The sequence below is a fragment of the Thiocapsa rosea genome (assembly GCF_003634315.1).
Classification (GTDB): Bacteria; Pseudomonadota; Gammaproteobacteria; order Chromatiales; family Chromatiaceae; genus Thiocapsa; species Thiocapsa rosea.
The window spans coordinates 3,970,033-3,987,453 of the sequence record NZ_RBXL01000001.1; the positions used below are offsets into that span (position 1 = coordinate 3,970,033).

General features: G+C 66.0%; 12 protein-coding genes. 3 read left to right on the plus strand and 9 right to left on the minus strand.

All coding sequences use genetic code 11. The features are described from left to right. Positions 1-55 precede the first annotated feature (55 nt). On the plus strand, positions 56-1,237 hold the full coding sequence (locus tag BDD21_RS17880; protein WP_245969672.1) for an AI-2E family transporter: 1,182 nt from the start codon (positions 56-58) through the stop codon (positions 1,235-1,237). Between the two features lie 610 nt (positions 1,238-1,847). On the opposite strand, the gene BDD21_RS17885 is transcribed toward BDD21_RS17880, so the two are convergent. Further along, positions 1,848-3,878: a PhoX family protein gene (locus BDD21_RS17885; RefSeq protein ID WP_120798308.1), complete on the minus strand. Its 2,031-nt coding sequence runs from the start codon at positions 3,876-3,878 to the stop codon at positions 1,848-1,850. A gap of 490 nt (positions 3,879-4,368) precedes the next feature. On the opposite strand from BDD21_RS17885, the gene BDD21_RS17890 reads away from it, so the two are divergent. Further along, positions 4,369-5,283: a patatin-like phospholipase family protein gene (locus BDD21_RS17890; protein WP_120798309.1), complete on the plus strand. Its 915-nt coding sequence runs from the start codon at positions 4,369-4,371 to the stop codon at positions 5,281-5,283. Between the two features lie 212 nt (positions 5,284-5,495). Here BDD21_RS17890 and BDD21_RS17895 read toward each other — a convergent pair whose 3' ends face one another. Together BDD21_RS17895 and BDD21_RS17900 are read right to left on the minus strand one after the other, a co-directional pair. After that, positions 5,496-5,885: a hypothetical protein gene (locus BDD21_RS17895; protein ID WP_120798310.1), complete on the minus strand. Its 390-nt coding sequence runs from the start codon at positions 5,883-5,885 to the stop codon at positions 5,496-5,498. 321 nt (positions 5,886-6,206) lie between these two features. Further along, positions 6,207-6,671: an Lrp/AsnC family transcriptional regulator gene (locus BDD21_RS17900; RefSeq protein ID WP_120798311.1), complete on the minus strand. Its 465-nt coding sequence runs from the start codon at positions 6,669-6,671 to the stop codon at positions 6,207-6,209. Between the two features lie 493 nt (positions 6,672-7,164). On the opposite strand from BDD21_RS17900, the gene leuA reads away from it, so the two are divergent. Next, the gene (gene leuA, locus BDD21_RS17905) at positions 7,165-8,832 is read left to right on the plus strand and encodes a 2-isopropylmalate synthase (RefSeq protein WP_120798312.1); all 1,668 of its coding nucleotides are present in this window, start codon (positions 7,165-7,167) and stop codon (positions 8,830-8,832) included. A gap of 324 nt (positions 8,833-9,156) precedes the next feature. On the opposite strand, the gene BDD21_RS17910 is transcribed toward leuA, so the two are convergent. Genes BDD21_RS17910 through BDD21_RS17935 form a run of 6 tightly spaced genes read right to left on the minus strand, consistent with a single transcriptional unit; the run spans position 9,157 to position 17,157 of the window. Beyond that, on the minus strand, positions 9,157-10,221 hold the full coding sequence (locus BDD21_RS17910) for a phosphotransferase (protein WP_170164804.1): 1,065 nt from the start codon (positions 10,219-10,221) through the stop codon (positions 9,157-9,159). Further along, positions 10,218-11,555 (minus strand): phosphotransferase, encoded by a 1,338-nt coding sequence (locus tag BDD21_RS17915; RefSeq protein ID WP_120798314.1) that lies wholly within the window; start codon positions 11,553-11,555, stop codon positions 10,218-10,220. The genes BDD21_RS17910 and BDD21_RS17915 overlap by 4 nt, the downstream gene beginning before the upstream one ends. Beyond that, the gene (locus BDD21_RS17920) at positions 11,539-13,443 is read right to left on the minus strand and encodes an ABC transporter ATP-binding protein (protein ID WP_120798315.1); all 1,905 of its coding nucleotides are present in this window, start codon (positions 13,441-13,443) and stop codon (positions 11,539-11,541) included. Before BDD21_RS17920 ends, BDD21_RS17915 begins: the two co-directional genes overlap by 17 nt. Continuing rightward, on the minus strand, positions 13,440-14,642 hold the full coding sequence (locus tag BDD21_RS17925; RefSeq protein WP_120798316.1) for a glycosyltransferase family 4 protein: 1,203 nt from the start codon (positions 14,640-14,642) through the stop codon (positions 13,440-13,442). The genes BDD21_RS17920 and BDD21_RS17925 overlap by 4 nt, the downstream gene beginning before the upstream one ends. A gap of 3 nt (positions 14,643-14,645) precedes the next feature. After that, entirely contained in the window at positions 14,646-15,908 is a 1,263-nt protein-coding gene (locus BDD21_RS17930) for a glycosyltransferase family 4 protein (RefSeq protein ID WP_120798317.1), read from the minus strand. Then, positions 15,892-17,157 carry a glycosyltransferase family protein gene (locus BDD21_RS17935; RefSeq protein WP_211335092.1) on the minus strand — a complete coding sequence of 422 codons (1,266 nt, stop codon included), beginning with the start codon at positions 17,155-17,157 and terminating at the stop codon, positions 15,892-15,894. The genes BDD21_RS17930 and BDD21_RS17935 overlap by 17 nt, the downstream gene beginning before the upstream one ends. Positions 17,158-17,421: the final 264 nt, after the last annotated feature.

The window sequence follows — 17,421 nt, forward strand, 5'->3', positions numbered from 1 at the left end:
CCCTGATCGTGCGACGGGTATCGCACCAGCTCTTTCAAATGGATAAGTGAGCTTTATGAATCAAGATCTTGTCAATAAATGGGTCGTCATCCTGATGGCGCTCGGGATCTCCGCGCTCTTTTTCGCGATGATCCAACAGTTTCTGATGGCGCTCTTTCTCGCCGGGCTCTTCAGTGCGATGGCGCGCCCGTTGTACTTGTGGCTGCAGCCGCGCCTGCGGGGCAGTGCGAGCCTGGCATCGCTCGCCACACTCCTGGTGGTGGCCGTGGTCGTCCTGATCCCGCTGTCGCTCCTGGTCGCGGTCGTGGTGGGGCAGGCGCTCGATGTCACCCAGACCTTCTTGCCCTGGATCAAGGAGCGGCTCGCCGATCCGGATGCCTTCCTGGAAGGCATGCGCCGCTTGCCCTTCTACGAGGATCTGCTGCCTCTGCGCTCGCTCCTGCTCGAGCGTGCCGGCGAGGCTGCAACCTTCGCCAGCAAGTTCGTCGTCGGGGGCCTCTCCTCGCTCACGCTGGGTACGCTGAACTTCTTCTTTCTCGCCTTCGTGATGCTCTACAGCATGTATTTCCTGCAGATCGACGGCCATAAGCTGATCAATAAGATCCTCTACTACTTGCCGCTGAAGAGCGCCGACGAGCGGGTCTTGCTGCAGAAGTTCACCTCGGTCACGCGCGCGACCCTGAAAGGAACCCTCCTGATCGGAATCCTTCAGGGCGGACTCGCCGGCATCGCCTTCGCCATTGCCGGGATCGAGAATGCCGTGTTCTGGGGCACCGTCATGGTGGTCTTGTCCATCATCCCGGCGGTCGGCTCGGCGCTCGTCTGGGTGCCGGCGTGCATCATTCTCGCCGTGCAGGGACAAACGGGAAGCGCGATCGGCTTGGCTGTCTTCTGTGCCTTGGTCGTGGGCAGCCTCGACAACGTGCTGCGCCCCATCCTGGTGGGACGCGACACCAAGATGCACGAGCTCATGATCTTTCTGAGCACGCTCGGCGGCATCGTGATGTTCGGCTTCAACGGACTCTTTATCGGGCCACTGATCGCTTCGCTGTTCATCTCGATCTGGGAGGTGTACGGGGTCGAGTTTGCCGATTTTTTGCCCGATGTCGACTTCGTTCTGGACGACCTGGGCAGTGTCGTGGAGGCGCCCATGCCGAAGCCCGTGCCCGACATGGCGGCCGCGTCACCCGATGGCTCGGAGCCGGTTGCGCCTTCGCCGGACGATTCGCAGAAGTGACGGCCTTAAACCGCGCCCAGCGGTATGCGCTGTTTTGGGGTGGGATCGGGTCCGGACGACTTGACGATCGCTGGAGCCTGTGCGGTTTAAGATATTAAAAAATATGTTATTTTAAACCGCGTCCCCGCTAAGGGCCATGGATGTACCAAATGTCTGGCGCACTCGAAAATGAGCATCTCGCTCTGGACGCGGTTTAGGTCGGGAGAAAGTGCAGCGTTTCCAGCTTGCGCAGAGAGGGCGGGGGTATTGTCTTCTGATGAGGGACGACGTTCAGCTACCGGTCAGCTGCCGCGTGTTTCCGGGGCCGAGGATCGGCCGACTGAAGTCGGCGTACCCGGGGGGCCGACTGAAGTCGGCGTACCCGGGGGGCCGACTGAAGTCGGCGTACCCAGGGGGGGCGACTGAAGTCGGCGTATCGGCCCCTGGGTTCGCCGGTTTCAACCGGCCCGGGGGTGGCGGACTTCAGTGCGCCGGGAGCAACGATCGGCATCGCGCATTAGGCTGCCCGATTCGGTACGACGCCCGTCGAGGTTCCGTCCTCACGAACATTGGTCACTCATCGTTCTCTTTGCCTCCTTGCGCCGCTTCGCGTCGGAATCCTTGTTTGGAATCAACCTCCGATCGGACCGCCGTCCTCCCGTGTGACCACGACGACCGAAGGGCGCGGCGGTATCGCGGGGTCGAAGTCCGGCCAGCGTGTGGCTGGATCCTCGAAGGTCGAGGGGCGCGCGAAGCCCGGATAGTCGAGCGTGCCGTCGGTGGCCGGGTGCTGCACGGCCAGAAAGAGCGTGCGTCCGTCCGGGGTGAAGCAGGGTCCGCAGAGCTCGGCCCCGACCGGTACCCGGAAGAACATGCGACCGGTGCCGCGTCCGCTGCCCTCGGTTTCGAGCGCCCACAGCCCGTCGGCGCTGCCGGATGCGCTGTGCCATGCCTGACCTTGATCGGTCGCGACCCAGAGTCGGCCTTGATGGTCCAGAGCACAGTTGTCCGGACAGGCAAACCAGCCGTTCTCGCCGGTCGCCGGGTTCCAGAGGGCGGCGGTCGCCGGGTCCCGCGGATTGCCGGCCTTGACGAGAACCTCCCAGCCGAAACGCTGCGCCGTATGATCGCCGGCGGGCGGGGTCAGCTCCAGAAGATGACCCCAAAGGTTGGCGGCGCGCGGGTTCGCTGAGTCCACTTGCTCGGCCGCGCGTTCCTTGTTGTTGGTGAGCATCACATAGAGGCGTCCGTTGTGCGGGTTCGGCTCCACGTCCTCGGGTCGGTCCATCGGGGTCGCCCCGAGCAGGTCCGCGGCACGACGGGTCTCGATCAGGACATCGGCTTGGGAGTGGAAGCCGTTCTCCGGGGTCAGACCGGGTTGGCCGAAGATGAGCGGGAGCCAGGCGAGCGTGCCGTCCGCCTCGAAGCGTGCGACCGAGAGCGTGCCCGCGTCCAACAGATTGCGGTTCGCCGCGCGATGGCTTGGGTCGACCTTGCCGTCGGTCACGAAACGATACAGATACTCGAAGCGCTGGTCGTCGCCCGAGTAGAGCACCAGACGGCCGTCGGCGTTGACGATGGACTCGGCGCCCTCGTGCTTGAAACGCCCGAGCGCGGTGCGCTTGATCGGCATGGATGCCGGGTCGAGCGGGTCGACCTCGACGATCCAGCCGAAGCGATTCGCCTCGTTCGGCTCTGCATTGACGTCGAAACGCCTGTGGAATCGGCCCCAGACGAAGTGGCCGGCAGGCACACCGTAGCGGGCGTAGTTGCGTTTCTCCGGATGCTCTGCGACGCCGTCCGCGACGGTTGCGTCCGGATGCCGATTTAGATCGCCTGAGAAATAGCCGTGGAAATTCTCCTCGGCCATCAAGTAGGTGCCCCAAGGGGTGATGCCCCCGGCACAGTTGTTGAGCGTGCCGATCACCCGCGTGCCGCTCGGATCCGCGGAGGTCTTCATGCGGTCATGCCCGGCGGCCGGTCCCGAGAGTGCGATCTCGGTGTCGAGCGCGGTGATCCGGCGGGCGTAACGGCTGTCGGCGACGATGGACCAGCGCCCCGCGTCCTTTCGGATCTCGAGGATGGATCCGCCGTTGCAGGCCATCTCGATCTCGACGTGCTCGCGGGTCGGCGCGCCCGAGGCAGGGAACATCACCTCGGCGTTGGTGTACTCGTGATTGATGCACAGCAGGCCGTGCTCCGAACTCTTCGAACCGAGCGGCAAGGGCACATAGCCGACATAGTCGTTGTTGTAGCCGAACTGCCGGGTCTGGGCTTCAACGCTTTGGCGATCCGGGTCGAAGGCGGGTGCGCCGGGCAGGACGGGGTCGCCCCAACGGATCAGGATGTCGGAGCGATAGCCGGGTGCGACATGATGGGTCTCGTCGACACCATGGGTGATCTCCTGGAAATCGAAGCGGGTCTTTGTGGTCTCGCGCTCGCTTTCGGGCACCGTGACCGTGTCGGCAAGGAGCGCCAAGGGACCGGCCGCGAGACCGCCGAGCGTGCTCGCGGCGAGCGCTCCGCGCAGCAGGTCGCGCCGGCTGAAGCGGGCCTGGATGATGTCGCCGAGCGTGGCCGCGGCGCTTGGATTAAGGGGGCGGTCGTCCGACGCCTCATGGGCCTCGGCTGAACATGAATAGCGCTGATCGATGCTCGACATAGGATTCTAAACCGCGCCTAAACCGCGCCCAGTGCGGTATGCGTATTGTGTTGGATTGGCTTGGCCGCGCCGGCTCCGACAACCGCCGGAGCCGGCGCTGCTTAACATATTGAAAATATTAATTTTTAAAACGCCTCTCACCGAGGTCGAGAACATCTCCGAAGCCAAACGCAAAGTGCAAATGACGCATTTCACTCCGGGCGCGGTTTAACGCTCTCGTTGTCGTCGGGTCTGTGCCCGCCCGAACCCGGTCCTTTGCGCGGGGTTGGCGCGGGAGGGCGGAACCCTGATTCGAGACGAAATGTCTCGCGTACGGGCTCGAGGGTGCCCGAGATGTCGCGGTCGGGCTGTCGGACGGCGCTCGACCCCCACGCCCCGTCCGGACATGCAGGATACGCCCCCCGCATGACAATCCTATGTCGTGCTCGACCTGTAGCTTTGCGATACGCTTCCGGACCCTGCAGATGCGATTCGATGGAGGACGCAGCGGATGACGACGAAACGGCAGGAACGCGAAACTATTTCCTTGGCACTGGGCAGCGGAGGAGCCCGCGGACTCGCCCATATCGGCATCATCGAGTCCCTGACCGCGCGGGGCTATCGTATCTCCTCCATCAGCGGTGCCTCCATGGGCGCCTTGGTCGGCGGCATCTATGCCGCGGGCGAGCTCGACGCCTACAAGCGTTGGGTCTGCGCGCTGAACCTGGGCGATGTCCTGAGGTTCGTCGATTTCGCCTTCAGCGGGGCCGGGCTACTCAAGGGCGATCGCATCATCGAGACCTTGCGCTCGATGGTCGGCGATCATGTGATCGAAGATCTGCCGATCAGCTATACCGCCATCGCAACGGACATCGACCGACAACGCGAGGTTTGGATCTCGACGGGTCCCCTCTTCGACGCCATCCGTGCCTCGATGGCCGTGCCGGGCGTCTTCACGCCGCACCGCTATCGTGGATTGACGCTGGTCGACGGCGGCCTGCTCAATCCGGTGCCCATCGCCCCGACCTTTCGGGACTTCACGGACTTGACCGTGGCGGTCAACCTCAATGCCGAGACGAGGTCGGCGAAGGGCGTCGAACGGATGCCCGATTCGGCCGCAGCGGCCAAGACGCACGAGGAGACGCCGGTGGATCTCGGCTATCAGGAACGGATCCGGCAATTCTTCGACGCGATCGGCGAGACCCTGGCAGGGCGCGCCGAGGAGCAGCTCGACGTGTTCGATCTCACGCTGCGATCCTTCGAGACCATGCAGAACGCGATTGCGGCGGTCAAGCTCGCCGCCTATCGCCCGGACGTGGTGATCGACGTTCCGCGCAATGCGTGCGCCGCGCATGAGTTTCACCGGGCACGCGAGCTGATCGAGCTCGGGCACCGGCTGGCGGAGGAGGCGATGGCGGGGCGCTGACCCTGCGCGGGCGGGGCTCCGACATCGCGCCTGCGGTACGGGACCCGACGAACGGGACTAAACCGCGTCCAGAGCGACATGCGTCATTTTCATGTTGCGTTTGGCTTCGGAGATGTGCTCGATCTCGGTGAGGCGCGGTTTAACTCTCGGGGATTGGGGAGGTGGTGCGTCCCTGCACCGGCGGAGAACGGTTGGCGGGTCGGTATGAGGGCTCAGTGCGCGGTTGCCCGGATGGCCTCTTCGCGTGTGTAGAACCGACCGTCGAGGATGAATCCGGACACGATACCCTGGCGGGTCGCAGTCACATGACCTTCATGATCGCGTTCGAGGACCCAGGACTCGGGTAGGCCGTCGAGCAGATGCACCGGCGCCGGCGTTCCGTTCGCAAAGCGCGACAGCACCGCCTCGCCGGTCGCGCCGTTGCGATAACCGGGTCGAAATCCGAACGATCCGTTGTTCCGGCTGATGCCTCTGGTGCGCGCGTAAAGGACGTTTTCGTTTCGAAGTGACGCTTGCGTCAAGGCACCGCGGAGCCGGCGTGCGCGCTCCTGATCCTGTGTCGTCGCGGTCTGCGTCTGGGTTTGGAGGTGTAGATCGTTCATGGGTTTCTCCTCGCCTCTATGATGAATGAGGCTTTCGCTGGAGAGTCAAGCATTCGGCGTGCCGGAGGCGGGATTCATGCGAATGCGGCTGGCTTGGGCGGTCGGTGTTCGGTCGCTATGGAGTTTCAGCCAACCATCCAAACCGAGCGCTGCTCGGCGAAAGTCGCGAGCGCCGATCCGAATCTTGGTGCGCACGCGCCGGCGCATCACGCCCTTGAGGATGAGTTTAAACCGCGTCCCCGCTAAGGGCCGCGGATGCACCGAACGTCGAACTCACGCGAAAGTGAGTATCTCGCTCTGGACGCGGTTTAGTCGTCGGATTCAATCCAACGGGAGACGTGCGCGCTCCACCACGCGCCGCAGGACGAAGCTCGAGTGCACGCCGGTGACCCCTTCGATGCGGGTGATCTTGTTGAGCAGCAGATCCTGATAGGCATCCATATCGCGCACGACGACCTTGAGCTGGTAGTCGGCGTCGCGTCCCGTGATCAAGAGACATTCCTGCACCTCCGGGATGGCCGCGACGGCGGCGTCGAAGCGCTCGAAGCGCTCCGGGGTGTGCTTGTCCATGGAGATGCTGAGGATGGCCATGAGGTTGAGCCCGAGCGTCTTGGCATCGAGCAGCGCTGCGTAGCCGCGGATGATGCCGGACTCCTCGAGTGCCCGGACACGTCGCAGACAGGGCGAGGGCGACAGCCCGATGCGGTCGGCCAGCTCTTGATTGCTGATACGCCCGTCGCGTTGCAGCTCTTCGAGGATTCGGCGGTCGTAGCGGTCCAGCGTCATCGGGGTTGCTCCGTCCGGTGGGTCGTTCGGGGTGGTGGTTTCGAGATCTGCCGAAGAATTCGAAAAGAGTGGTAGATCCTTGCGCAGAAGATCCGCTAGAAGGGCGGTTTTGCAATCATCTGCGTGCCTTTTGATCCTATTCTATCCCCGTCGGCCAACCAGCCGCGACCCGGGCAAGGGCTCACGAGGCACCTGCCCATGAGGCTCCAAGTCCTTACCGGGACGGGAGCGGCCAAGTCCCCTACCGGGGCACGGCAAAGCGGTTCCACCCCGCCGTTTGCTCGGCGCGGGCGTGAATGACCCGCCTGCTGGGAATAGCTGGTAGCTATCAGCTATCAGCTATCAGCTATCAGCTATCAGCGATTGGATGTGCTTTGACAGCATTGAGTCGAACGCATCGACTCGGCTGACGGCTGGCGGCTGGCGGCTGGCGGCTGGCGGCTGACGGCTGACGGCTGACGGCTGCAGCGCACTCATGACTCCGGAGAACAGCATGACCTGTTTTGACCCCCGAAAATATCGTCGCGGTCCGGTAGTGGATCTGCCGAACCGCCGCTGGCCGAGCCGTGTCGTCGAGCAGGCTCCGATCTGGGCGAGTGTGGATCTGCGCGACGGCAACCAGGCGCTGTTGGAGCCGATGGGTGTCGCTCAGAAGCGTCGTCTTTGGGTGCTTCTGGTCAAGCTCGGCTTCAAGGAGATCGAGATCGGTTTCCCGGCTGCGAGCCAGCCGGACTTCGACTTCGTGCGCTGGTTGATCGAGGAAGACAAGATCCCCGAGGACGTGACCGTCCAGGTCTTGGTCCAGGCGCGCGAGGATCTGATCCGGCGTACCTTCGATGCCTTGGAGGGTGCTCCGCGCGCGATCGTCCATCTCTACAACTCCACCTCGCCGGTTCAGCGTGATTGGGTCTTCGGCCAGGAGCGCGCGGGTGTGAAGGCGATCGCCCGTCAGGGTGCCGAGTGGGTCTTGCGCGAGGCGCAACGCCGGCCCGCGACACGCTGGACCTTCCAGTACTCGCCCGAGAGCTTCACGGCCACCGAGCCGGATTATGCGGTCGAGGTCTGCGAGGCGGTGCTGGAGGTCTGGCAGCCGACCCCGCAACGGCCGTGCATCGTCAATCTGCCCGCGACGGTCGAGGTCGCGAGCCCGAATGTCTTCGCCGATCAGGTCGAGTATTTCGCGACACACATCTCGCGGCGCGAGGCAATCATCTTGTCGGTGCACACCCACAACGATCGCGGCGGTGCTGCGGCAGCGGCGGAGCTCGCCCTGTTGGCGGGCGCGGATCGGGTCGAGGGGACGCTGCTCGGCAACGGCGAGCGCACCGGCAACCTGGACATCGTGACCCTGGCGATGAACCTCTACAGCCAGGGCATCGATCCGGGTCTGGACCTGAGCGACCCGGACGAGATCGTCCGGGTGGTGGAGGAATGCACCGGCACCGCGCTGCATCCGCGACACCCCTGGGTGGGCGAGCTGGTCTATACCGCCTTCTCGGGCAGTCACCAGGATGCCATCCGCAAGTGTCTGATGCGACAGAGCCCGGACGAGCCCTGGCAGGTCGCCTATCTGCCGATCGACCCGCGTGATCTGGGTCGCAGCTATCAGGCGGTGATCCGGGTCAACAGCCAGTCCGGGAAGGGTGGCGTCGCCTTCGTCATGGAGCGCGACTTCGGGCTGAACCTGCCGCGCTGGATGCAGGTCGAGCTGGCGCGATTGGTCCAGTCGCAGAGCGAGCGGCGCGGCGGGGAGATGGATTCCGAGAGTATTCATCGCATCTTCATGGACCATTTTGTCGTCGATCGAACCCCGGTCCGGCTGCTCGGCTATCGGCTGGATCGCAACGGGCACGACGTGATCGAGGCCCGCATCGCGGGACCGGACGGGGAGCATCGGCTGCGCGGAGAGGGGGAGGGCGCCATGGCCGCTTTCGTGGATGCCTGGTCGGGCTGGAGCGGTCAGCCGGTTCGCATCCTGGATTATCAGGAGCATGCGATCGGCGAGGGCACGGATGCCGAGGCCATCGCCTATGTCCAGCTGGAGCTTGGATCGCAGCGGATCGCCGGCGCGGCGATCGATCGCGACACGGTGGCCGCCTCTCTGGGTGCCGTCCTGTCCGCGCTGAATCGCGGCGAGGTCAGACAGGCTCGGGCGGCTTAAACCGCGTCCAGAGCGATATGCGCTCGCCTTTCGTCCATGCCTCTTGGGTTCCCCAACCGGACGCAAGACTTCGGTTCCACACCCGGGTACGCCGACTTCAGTCGGCCCCCCGAGCACGCCCGCACGGCGGACTGAAGTCCGCCTCCCCGGGGGCCGACTGAAGTCGGCGTACCCGGGCGGTCGCGGTCGGTGACCTGAACACTGCTGATGTGGCCGAAAACGATGATCGAGGCTGACAACGACAACGACAACGACAACGAGTATAGCGTTCGACCACTTGTCCTGGTTGCGGCGCTTACGGTCGATCATTTCCCGGAAATCACCTTATCGCGCGCGTCCCGAGGCGACGCCGAGTCGCTCCTCGCAAAGCTCCAGGAGCGCGGGCGTCCAGGGTCGCCGCTCCGGGATGCGGCGGCTGATCGCGATGTGACGGACCAACGTCAGCATGGCGTAGGTTCTCACCGCAGCCCGGCATGCCTCGCCGGCGAGGCGGACGAAGGCATCTTCGAGGGCCAGTTCGAGGTCGGCCAGCGCATTCGGATCGCGGTAGGTGCGCAGACTCAGCTCGGTGACGTGTCCGATGAAGTTGCCCATGTCCAGACCGGGATCGGCCAGACAATAGAGATCGAGATCGATCAGATAGAGTCGGGTGCCGTCCAGGATGAGGTTGTCGGCATAGCAGTCGCGATGGCTCGGGCACGGGGTGCCGGGCGCGAGCGAGCCGCCCAAACGCTCGCAGGCAGCCAAGAGACGCTCGATTCGACCAGACCAACCGGGGTGTTGCGTTGCGACCTCCCCGAGTGCGCGGTGCAGGATGCGCAGCTCGTCACGCAGGGTGTGGCGGCGGTCCGACATCGGATCCGTGCCGTGCAGCTTGTGGATCCCTGCGGCGATCCGCGGGGCTAATGCCGGATCAGCGGGGGCGGTCAGGTGTTCCGTGAGGGGTTGCCCCGAGACCTTCTGCTGCAGCCACATGGCGAGTTCGGGCACGACACCGAAGGTCTCGGGCACCGCGATTCCATCCTCGGCGTCGGGACCGAAACCCCGGTGCCAAAGCCGGGTCTGCACCGTATGACTGTATCGGTCCAGACCCTTTGCTCGGATCTTGCCGAGCAAGACCAGCGCTGCCGGGTCTCCGATCGGCGCGCTCGGCGCCAAGCGATACTCGATCAGGCACCGCATCCCGGGCTTATGCCGGCGCATTCGGACGGCCTGAATGCCGAGCCCCGGCGCGTGGGCATCGAGCCGTCGGCTCAGTGAAGGGCTGGCCCGGAGATGCCGTTGCATCCGAGCTGGACTCAAGGCGAGCGGCAGCATCGGCATTCGGGTGTCGACCGGAGCGACACTCGAATCCACCGTCGGCCGCGATTCATGCGTCGGCATCCTCATGCTGTCGACCTCCTCCGTCGGGGTGCGTGCGGTTCGAATGATGGTCTTCCTGTTTGGCCTCGGAGGAGATGTTCCACGCGCAGAAGCGTCTGCTCGATCCGCTCCGGCCAGTTGCACTCGCGCCTGCGGAAGGCCTCCGGCGCAAGGCGCAGCAGACCGGCCGCGACGTAAAGATCCGTGCGGACCGGTCGCGCGCATCGGCCTTCACGGCAATAGCCTTCGATCAGGTCGGCGGCGATCTCCTCGGCACGCGCCGACGCGAGGCGTCCGGCCAGGCAGTCGTCTTCGAGTCGGGCGATGAAGCTTCCGAGATCGGCCGCGGGGTCGCCCGATCCGGCTTGGTCGTAGTCGATGATCGCGACCCTGTCCGCGTCCAACAGGATCTGATCGGCGGAGAAATCGCCGTGGATACATGGGTGCTGACCCGGTGCCGCAAGGAGCGCCGATGCCATGCGCGAGGCGAGCCGTTGCGCCAGATGGGCCAGTCGGGGTTGGAGCCCGGCCACGGCATCGGCGGCCGCCAAGGCCGCCATGGCTTCCTGCTCGCGCATGACCGGTGCAAGGGACCCCGGCGCTTGGCGATGAAACGCGGCGAGTGCGGCACCGACCGGCCGCATCGGACTCGGTTCGTGAGCCGGCCCATGCAGCCATGCATTTAGCGGATCTCCGGGTATCCACCGGCTCACGATGACGCGCTGCTGCTTGGAGCGACCGATCGCTCGGGAGACCCGCAGCCGCTCCGACGCAGTGAAATCCCGGATCGCCTTGGCCGAGCGCCAGGCGTTGGGGAAGTCGCGCTCGTCGTAGAGCTTGACGATCGCCCGGGCGCCCCCGTCGACGGACAGTTTGCCCACGTATCGACGTTCGGGCTTGTAGTGAAGGGTCTCCAGCTCCGCGCGGCGGAGCTCGAGCGCCTCCGGCGCCAGTGCGCTCATCAGCAAGCCGCGCGCCTCGGCATCGACAAGTGCGGCGAGCGCAGGGAGACGACGGTCGAGGGGAAAGCGCCGGAGGAGACTTCGGCGCTCCTCGATGAGGCAGATCCCCGCACCCGTGCCCGCTTTCGCCGCCTTGCCTGCTTGGCGGACTGCATCCCGCGCGTCGGCGAAGGCCTTGGCGTGGAACCGCAGCGGGCCGCGCGGGGTGCGGGCACGATAGCCGACAAGACAATTGGTGCCGGGTTTGTAGCGCAGATAGCTGGTCTCGAGCGAAGTGATCCCATCATCCGGCCAGGCCATGCACACGGCGTCGAGGATCGCCTCCCTGTCCAACACGAGCCCGAGTCCCGGCAGCGCGGTGTCGCGCGCCGCGAGTGCGCGATCAGGGTCCGAAAGCATAGTCCGCTCCGATCGGGCGTGTGATGGCCGGTGACAAGGCCGGTGAGGGTGGACCCGAGCGGCCCCGAACGAGCGCGGTGTAGGCGCCTTCGCGTGCCAGCAGCTCGGCGTGGCATCCCTCCTCGCGGATACGGCCTGCCTCCAGGTAGAGGATCCGGTCGGCCCGTGCGGCCAGATCGAGATCATGGGTGACCATGAGGACTGTGCGACCCTGCGCGAGCTTCTCCAGGGCCTGGATCACGGCCTGCGCATTGTGCCGGTCGAGCCCGGTGGTCGGCTCGTCGAGGATCAGGATCGGGCTCGGTCGCAGTGCCGCCCGAGCGATGGCGATGCGTTGGCGCTGCCCGCTCGAGAGCGTGACGCCGCGCTCCCCGACCAGGGTGTCGTAGCCGTTCGGAAGCGCCTCGATGAAGTCGTGGGCATTGGCCAAGCGGGCGGCCCGGATGATTGCGGCCTCATCGGCACCAGGTTCGGCACCAGTGTCTGAACCAGCCGCGCCGTACCCGATGTTGTCTCGGATGCTGGCGGCGAACAGCAGGCTGTCCGACAGCACCACGCTCATCTGAGCACGCAGCGACGCGAGCCGGTAGGTGCGGATGTCGACCCCGTCGAGGAGCACGCGGCCCTCGGTGGGATCATGCAGGCGCAGCAGGAGACTGAGCAGGGTCGATTTGCCCGCCCCGGACGGGCCGACGATCGCGACCCGCTCGCCCGGCTTCAAGGCGAGATCGATGCGATCCAGCACCGGTTTGCCGGGGGTGTGTGCAAAGGTGACCTGTTCGAATCGCACGGCCCCGGCGAACGCCGGTGCGGGTCGCGCGTCCGGGCGATCCTGCACATCCGATTCCTCGTCGAGCAGGTCGACGACCCGCTCGCCCGCGGCCGATGCCTTGGCCAGGCGTGCGGTGTACTTGGCCAGCTCGCGGACGGGTCTGAAGGCGGTCTTGAGATAGGCCAGAAAGACGATCAGATCGCCGGGGGTGAGCGCACCCGTCAGCACCAGCCGGGCGCCGAGCCAGAGCACCAGCGCCGAGGCCACACCGATCAGCACATCGACCGTGCGCTCCAGATTGGCGGCCAGGCGTTTGGCCTTGACCCCTTCACGCAGATCTCTGTTGCCTTCGCAGCAGAAGGACTCGGCGAATCCCTTCTCGAGCGACAGGGCCTGGATGTCGCGGATCGCCGCCATGGACTCGGCGGCCTTCGCGGCCATGGCGCCCTCGCGCCGACGCTGCTCGCGGCTCACCGCCTGGATACGTCGGCCGAAATGCAGCGTGGTCAGCCACAGCAGGGGCAGCGGCAGCAGTGCCGCCAAGGCGAGCTGCCAGTTCAACCACAGCATCACGGCGATCATCCCGACCAACACCAGGCTGCTGGCCAAGAGCGGCAGGATCGCTGTCACCGTCACCTCCTTGAGCATGCCGATGTCGCCGATGATGCGCAGCGTCAGCTCGCCGGTCTTGGCGCGATCGTGAAAGGACAGCGAGAGCCCCTGCAGATGCCGATACAGATCGTTGCGCACCTCGGTCAGGACCCGATGCCCGGCCAACGCGAAACCGACGGTGCTGAAATAGGAAGCGATGCCGCGCACCGCGATGACGCCGACCAGCGCGATCGCGGCGAGGGTCAGGAGTGTCGTCGGATCAAGTGCGTCGATAAGGGCGATGCCCGAGACGCCGCCCGAGGGCGTCGCGACGACCACGCGATCGATCACGAGCTTCAGCGGCCAGGGCTCGAGCAGCCGTGCGGCCGTGCTCAGAAGCAAGGCGAGCAATGCCCCGGCGAGCAGCGGGGCCTGCGGGCGCAGATAGGGCCTGAAACGGCGCAGGATGCGCAGCAGGCTCGGGAGCATGCGGGTCAGCGTCATCAGGCGTTGTCGTCGACTCATGCCGAGTACCCTTCGCGTTGTGATGGGTGTCGCGGCCGCAGTCCGGCCAGATCGAGGATTCGGGCCACCACGGCGTCCCAGGTGTGGTTTCCGAGCACGGCCTCGCGCCCGGCCGCGCCCAACCGCCGGCCCATGGCAGGGTCTCGCCGCAGTCGATCGAGGGCGGAGGCGAGGGCGCCGGGATCGCCCGGCGGGCAGAGGAGTCCGCTGACCTCGTGTCGAACGATCCGGTGCAGATCGCCGATGCGACTGGCGACGACCGGCAGCCCCGCGGCCATGTATTCGACGATCTTGAGCGGCGAAAAATAGAAACCCGCCTGATCGGGATAGGGCGCGACCGCGACATCCATCTCGGCGAGCTGCCCCGGGACCTGATGCGGCGCCACGGCACCCGTCAGCACGAGGGCAGACGCGATGCCGAGCCGTGCTGCCACCGACTCGATCATCCCGCGCTCCGGCCCCTCGCCGACAATGAGTAGACGTCGGTCAGGGGCGTCGCGATGGCCGCGTGCGAAGGCGTCCAAGAGGACGCCGAGCCCGTGCCAGGGCTTCAAAGTGCCCAGGAATCCGACCGTGAAGGGTCGGCCACTGCGGGTCGCGGCGCCTGGTCCGTGTGAGGCCCCGACGGCGCGAAACCGGCCGGGGTCGACGCCGTTCGGGACGATATGGATGCGTGCGGGCTCGACACCTTGCTCGGCCAGATAGGCACCGACCCCGGGCGAGACGGCCACCAGAGCGCGTGCCGCGGCAAAGACACGGGTCGCGACCTGCTCGGCCTCGGTGCGATGCACCAGGATACGATGTCGGGCCTGCTCCTCGATGAGCGGCGCGTTGACCTCGAGGATGCCGGGCCGGCCGGTCGCTCGGGCGTATTCCATGGCGTCCCGGCTCCAGAGCGCATAGCGTTCGTAGACCAGGTCGAAGGGGCCATGCTCGGCGAGGGCGGCCCGCAGCGCGCTGTTGGCGGCCAGCCCCGCCAGCTCGCGCGCCGCCGGCTCGCCGCAGGGCGGGGAGGGCAGTCGATGCACCGCGATCCCGCGCAGGTCGTTGGGCGGGTCTCCGCCGAGCCGCGTGGCGAAGAGCGTGACCTCCGCGCCGGTGCGTGCGAAGCCACGAACGACCTCCTGGACATGGATCGAGGAGCCCTTTGACCCGAAGACGGGAACGCCCGGATCGGTGCAGATATAGGCGATACGCATGGCCTAGTCGACCTCCGTCGCTGCGCGCGCCGATGTCCGCGTCGCGGCCGCGAAGACATCGCGCAGGCGGGCGGCGTTGCGGCGGATGTCGAAGGCCTGCTCGACCCGAGTCCTGGCGCGGGTCGCAAGCCGCGCCCCGAGGTCGGGATCCGCGAGGATGCGCTCCAAGGCATCGGCCAGCGCCTCGGGGTCGCGCGGCGGCACGCATCGACCGGTCTCGCCGTCGTGAATCAGCTCGGGGATACCGGTGACCGCGGTCGAGACGCAGGGTGTCCCGAGCGCCATGGCTTCGAGCAGCACGGTCGGCAGCCCGTCGCGATCGCCGTCCGTGGCGACGACACAGGGTGCGACGAAGACGGCCGCCTCGCGGAACAATCCGATCAGATCCGCATGGGGCCTTGGCCCCTCCAGCTGGACCAGGGCGCCGAGATCGAGCCGCTCGATCCGGTCGTGCAGACTCGCCGCGTCGTTTCCGTCGCCGACGATGCGGCAGCGGAATCGCACCCCGCGCTCGCGCAGGATCGCGCAGGCATCGATCAGGACATCGAAGCCTTTCTTCTCCACTAGTCGGCCGACCGCCAGGATCGCGTCGCCGGCCCGCGTCGCCGGTATGAGGTCGAAACGCGTCAGGTCCAGACCGTTGTAGATCCGCGTGACGCCGGAGGCGGCATCGCCGTAGGTTGCCTCCAGATGCATCCGGTTGTAGTCGGAGACCGTCACGACGGCCGCGGCGTCCGAGAGGATGCGTCGCATGACCTGCGGATCCACGCTCTCGTGATAGATATCCTTGGCATGGAGGGTGACGCTGTAGGGGATGTTCGCCAGATGCGCCGCCCCGCGCGTGACGGTCGCCGCCAAGGTGCCGAAGTGTGCGTGCAGATGGCTCAGGCCCCGTTCATGCGCGTGCAGGGCCAGATCGATCGTCTGCATCAGGTCTTCGGTTGCCGGGTCCGCCGCGTTGACCTCGGGGCCGACCAGGGTGTCGAGCCTCTGCCAGAAGTCGGGCAGCCTGGCGCGCGCGTCCGTCATCAGCGACCAAAGTCGTCGGGACCGTCGGTTGTCGTCCGAGAGATAGGTCACCGGGGCACGCACCGCAGCCAGGGCGTCCTGAAAATGGGTTTCGCGGACCGGGCGTAGGGCGAAGATCTCGATCGGCAATCCTGCCTTCTCATGCTCCAGGATCTCGTTGACGATGAAGGTTTCCGAGTAGCGCGGATAACGCTTCATGACATAGCCGATGCGTGGGTTTTCAAGAGGCGATGGCATAGTCGGTCCTCGGTGTGTGACGGAAACCTGAATCGCGGAGATCGGGTCGCGGCGGATCGATCGGGACGCGGGTGGCGCGCCCGAGCAGCTCGCCGGCCAGGATCCGCACCCGATCGAGACCGAGAAGGTCGATCTGCGCGCGTGGGTGGACGGACGCATGTGGCGCCCGGGCGTCCGCGTGCATCCAGCGCGACAGCGAGCGGGGGTCGAGTTCCTCCGAGCCCAAGAGATCGAGCAGGCCGAGGTGTCGCAGGCGTTCGGCCCGAATCCTCTGCTCCAGGCGCGGGCGGTCTCGGGGCACGACCAGCGCCGATTTTCCGAGCGAAAGGATCTCCATGACGCTGTTGTAGCCGCCCATGGCAATCACACGGCAGGCGCCTTGGATCAGCCGCATGGGCTCGGTGAGGAGCCCCAGAACCGACATGCGCGGGTTGTGTGCCGCGAGGGCCGCGATGCGGCGTCGGTCCTCCGGGGGCAGGAAGGGGCCGGTCACGAGGACCCCTCGCTCGCCTGGTGGAAGCTGTGCCTGGACGAAGGCTTCGCCGATTGCGCGGCCGTCTTGACCGCCGCCGACGACGCACAGTGTGAACGGCTGCTCGGCGAAGCGCTCGGGGAGCGACGGGTGCAATTCGGCATCGGCCCGACCGAGCCGCAGGGTCGGGTCGAGATAACCGGTGAAGCGGGTCTTCTCGGCGATGTCGGGCGGCAAGGCATACTCGCGAGTCGCGTCGTAGACGGCTTGGTCGCCGTAGATCCAGACGGCGTCGTAGTACTTGCGAATCGCCGAGATGTTCATCCGGCGCCGCCATTCCTTGCGAACCCGCTCCGGGGAGTCGAGGATGTCCCGAAGGCCCAGCACGCAGCGGGTCCGTCCTCGTGCCTTCAGGCGCTCGAGCACGGGATTCAACTCCTCGAGTGCACCCCGCGGGACGTTGTCGACGATCAGCAGATCCGGCTCGAAGCTCTCCAGCGCAGCGCCCATCACCTGGGCACGCAGCGCCGTGAGGGCCGCCGTCCCCAGACGCAGTGAGCGCGGGGCGTAGCCTCCGCCTTGATCCTTGCGGTAGGCGGGAAGCGTCAAGCGGTCGACGCCCGGCGGCATGGCGAAGAGCCCGGCCTCGTGCACGCCTGCGATCGTGAGAATGCTCGCGTCAAGCGAGGATGCGGCAAGGGTTTGGGCAATGAGCTGGTTGCGTCGGAGGTGACCCAGTCCCATGGTGTCGTGTGAATACAGGGCAATTCTCGCCATTGATTCAGATCCATGTTCGGCTGTGCAATGCATCGATGCCTCCGAGGTCGGGGCGTGCGTTCGGGAGAATCACCCCATCGGCCCCGCGTGGGGCGGTGATTCGCGGCAGTTGTCGGCGTGGCCCGTCTCGGTTCCGATCGGTTCCGAACCGGTTCCGGATTGGATACGGCGGTATCGCCGACGAGTCATCGTTTCACATTGGAAAACAGGTTCGGTCATGCGCAGATGCAGGAGCGGACCTCATCCTCCGGACACGAGACTCTC

Bases quoted from the DNA above. Each gene is read 5' to 3' on its own strand.
- BDD21_RS17880 (WP_245969672.1), top strand. From the start codon at position 56: ATGAATCAAGATCTTGTCAATAAATGGGTCGTCATCCTGATGGCGCTC.
- BDD21_RS17885 (WP_120798308.1), bottom strand. From the start codon at position 3,878: ATGTCGAGCATCGATCAGCGCTATTCATGTTCAGCCGAGGCCCATGAG.
- BDD21_RS17890 (WP_120798309.1), top strand. From the start codon at position 4,369: ATGACGACGAAACGGCAGGAACGCGAAACTATTTCCTTGGCACTGGGC.
- BDD21_RS17895 (WP_120798310.1), bottom strand. From the start codon at position 5,885: ATGAACGATCTACACCTCCAAACCCAGACGCAGACCGCGACGACACAG.
- BDD21_RS17900 (WP_120798311.1), bottom strand. From the start codon at position 6,671: ATGACGCTGGACCGCTACGACCGCCGAATCCTCGAAGAGCTGCAACGC.
- leuA (WP_120798312.1), top strand. From the start codon at position 7,165: ATGACCTGTTTTGACCCCCGAAAATATCGTCGCGGTCCGGTAGTGGAT.
- BDD21_RS17910 (WP_170164804.1), bottom strand. From the start codon at position 10,221: ATGAGGATGCCGACGCATGAATCGCGGCCGACGGTGGATTCGAGTGTC.
- BDD21_RS17915 (WP_120798314.1), bottom strand. From the start codon at position 11,555: ATGCTTTCGGACCCTGATCGCGCACTCGCGGCGCGCGACACCGCGCTG.
- BDD21_RS17920 (WP_120798315.1), bottom strand. From the start codon at position 13,443: ATGAGTCGACGACAACGCCTGATGACGCTGACCCGCATGCTCCCGAGC.
- BDD21_RS17925 (WP_120798316.1), bottom strand. From the start codon at position 14,642: ATGCGTATCGCCTATATCTGCACCGATCCGGGCGTTCCCGTCTTCGGG.
- BDD21_RS17930 (WP_120798317.1), bottom strand. From the start codon at position 15,908: ATGCCATCGCCTCTTGAAAACCCACGCATCGGCTATGTCATGAAGCGT.
- BDD21_RS17935 (WP_211335092.1), bottom strand. From the start codon at position 17,157: ATGGCGAGAATTGCCCTGTATTCACACGACACCATGGGACTGGGTCAC.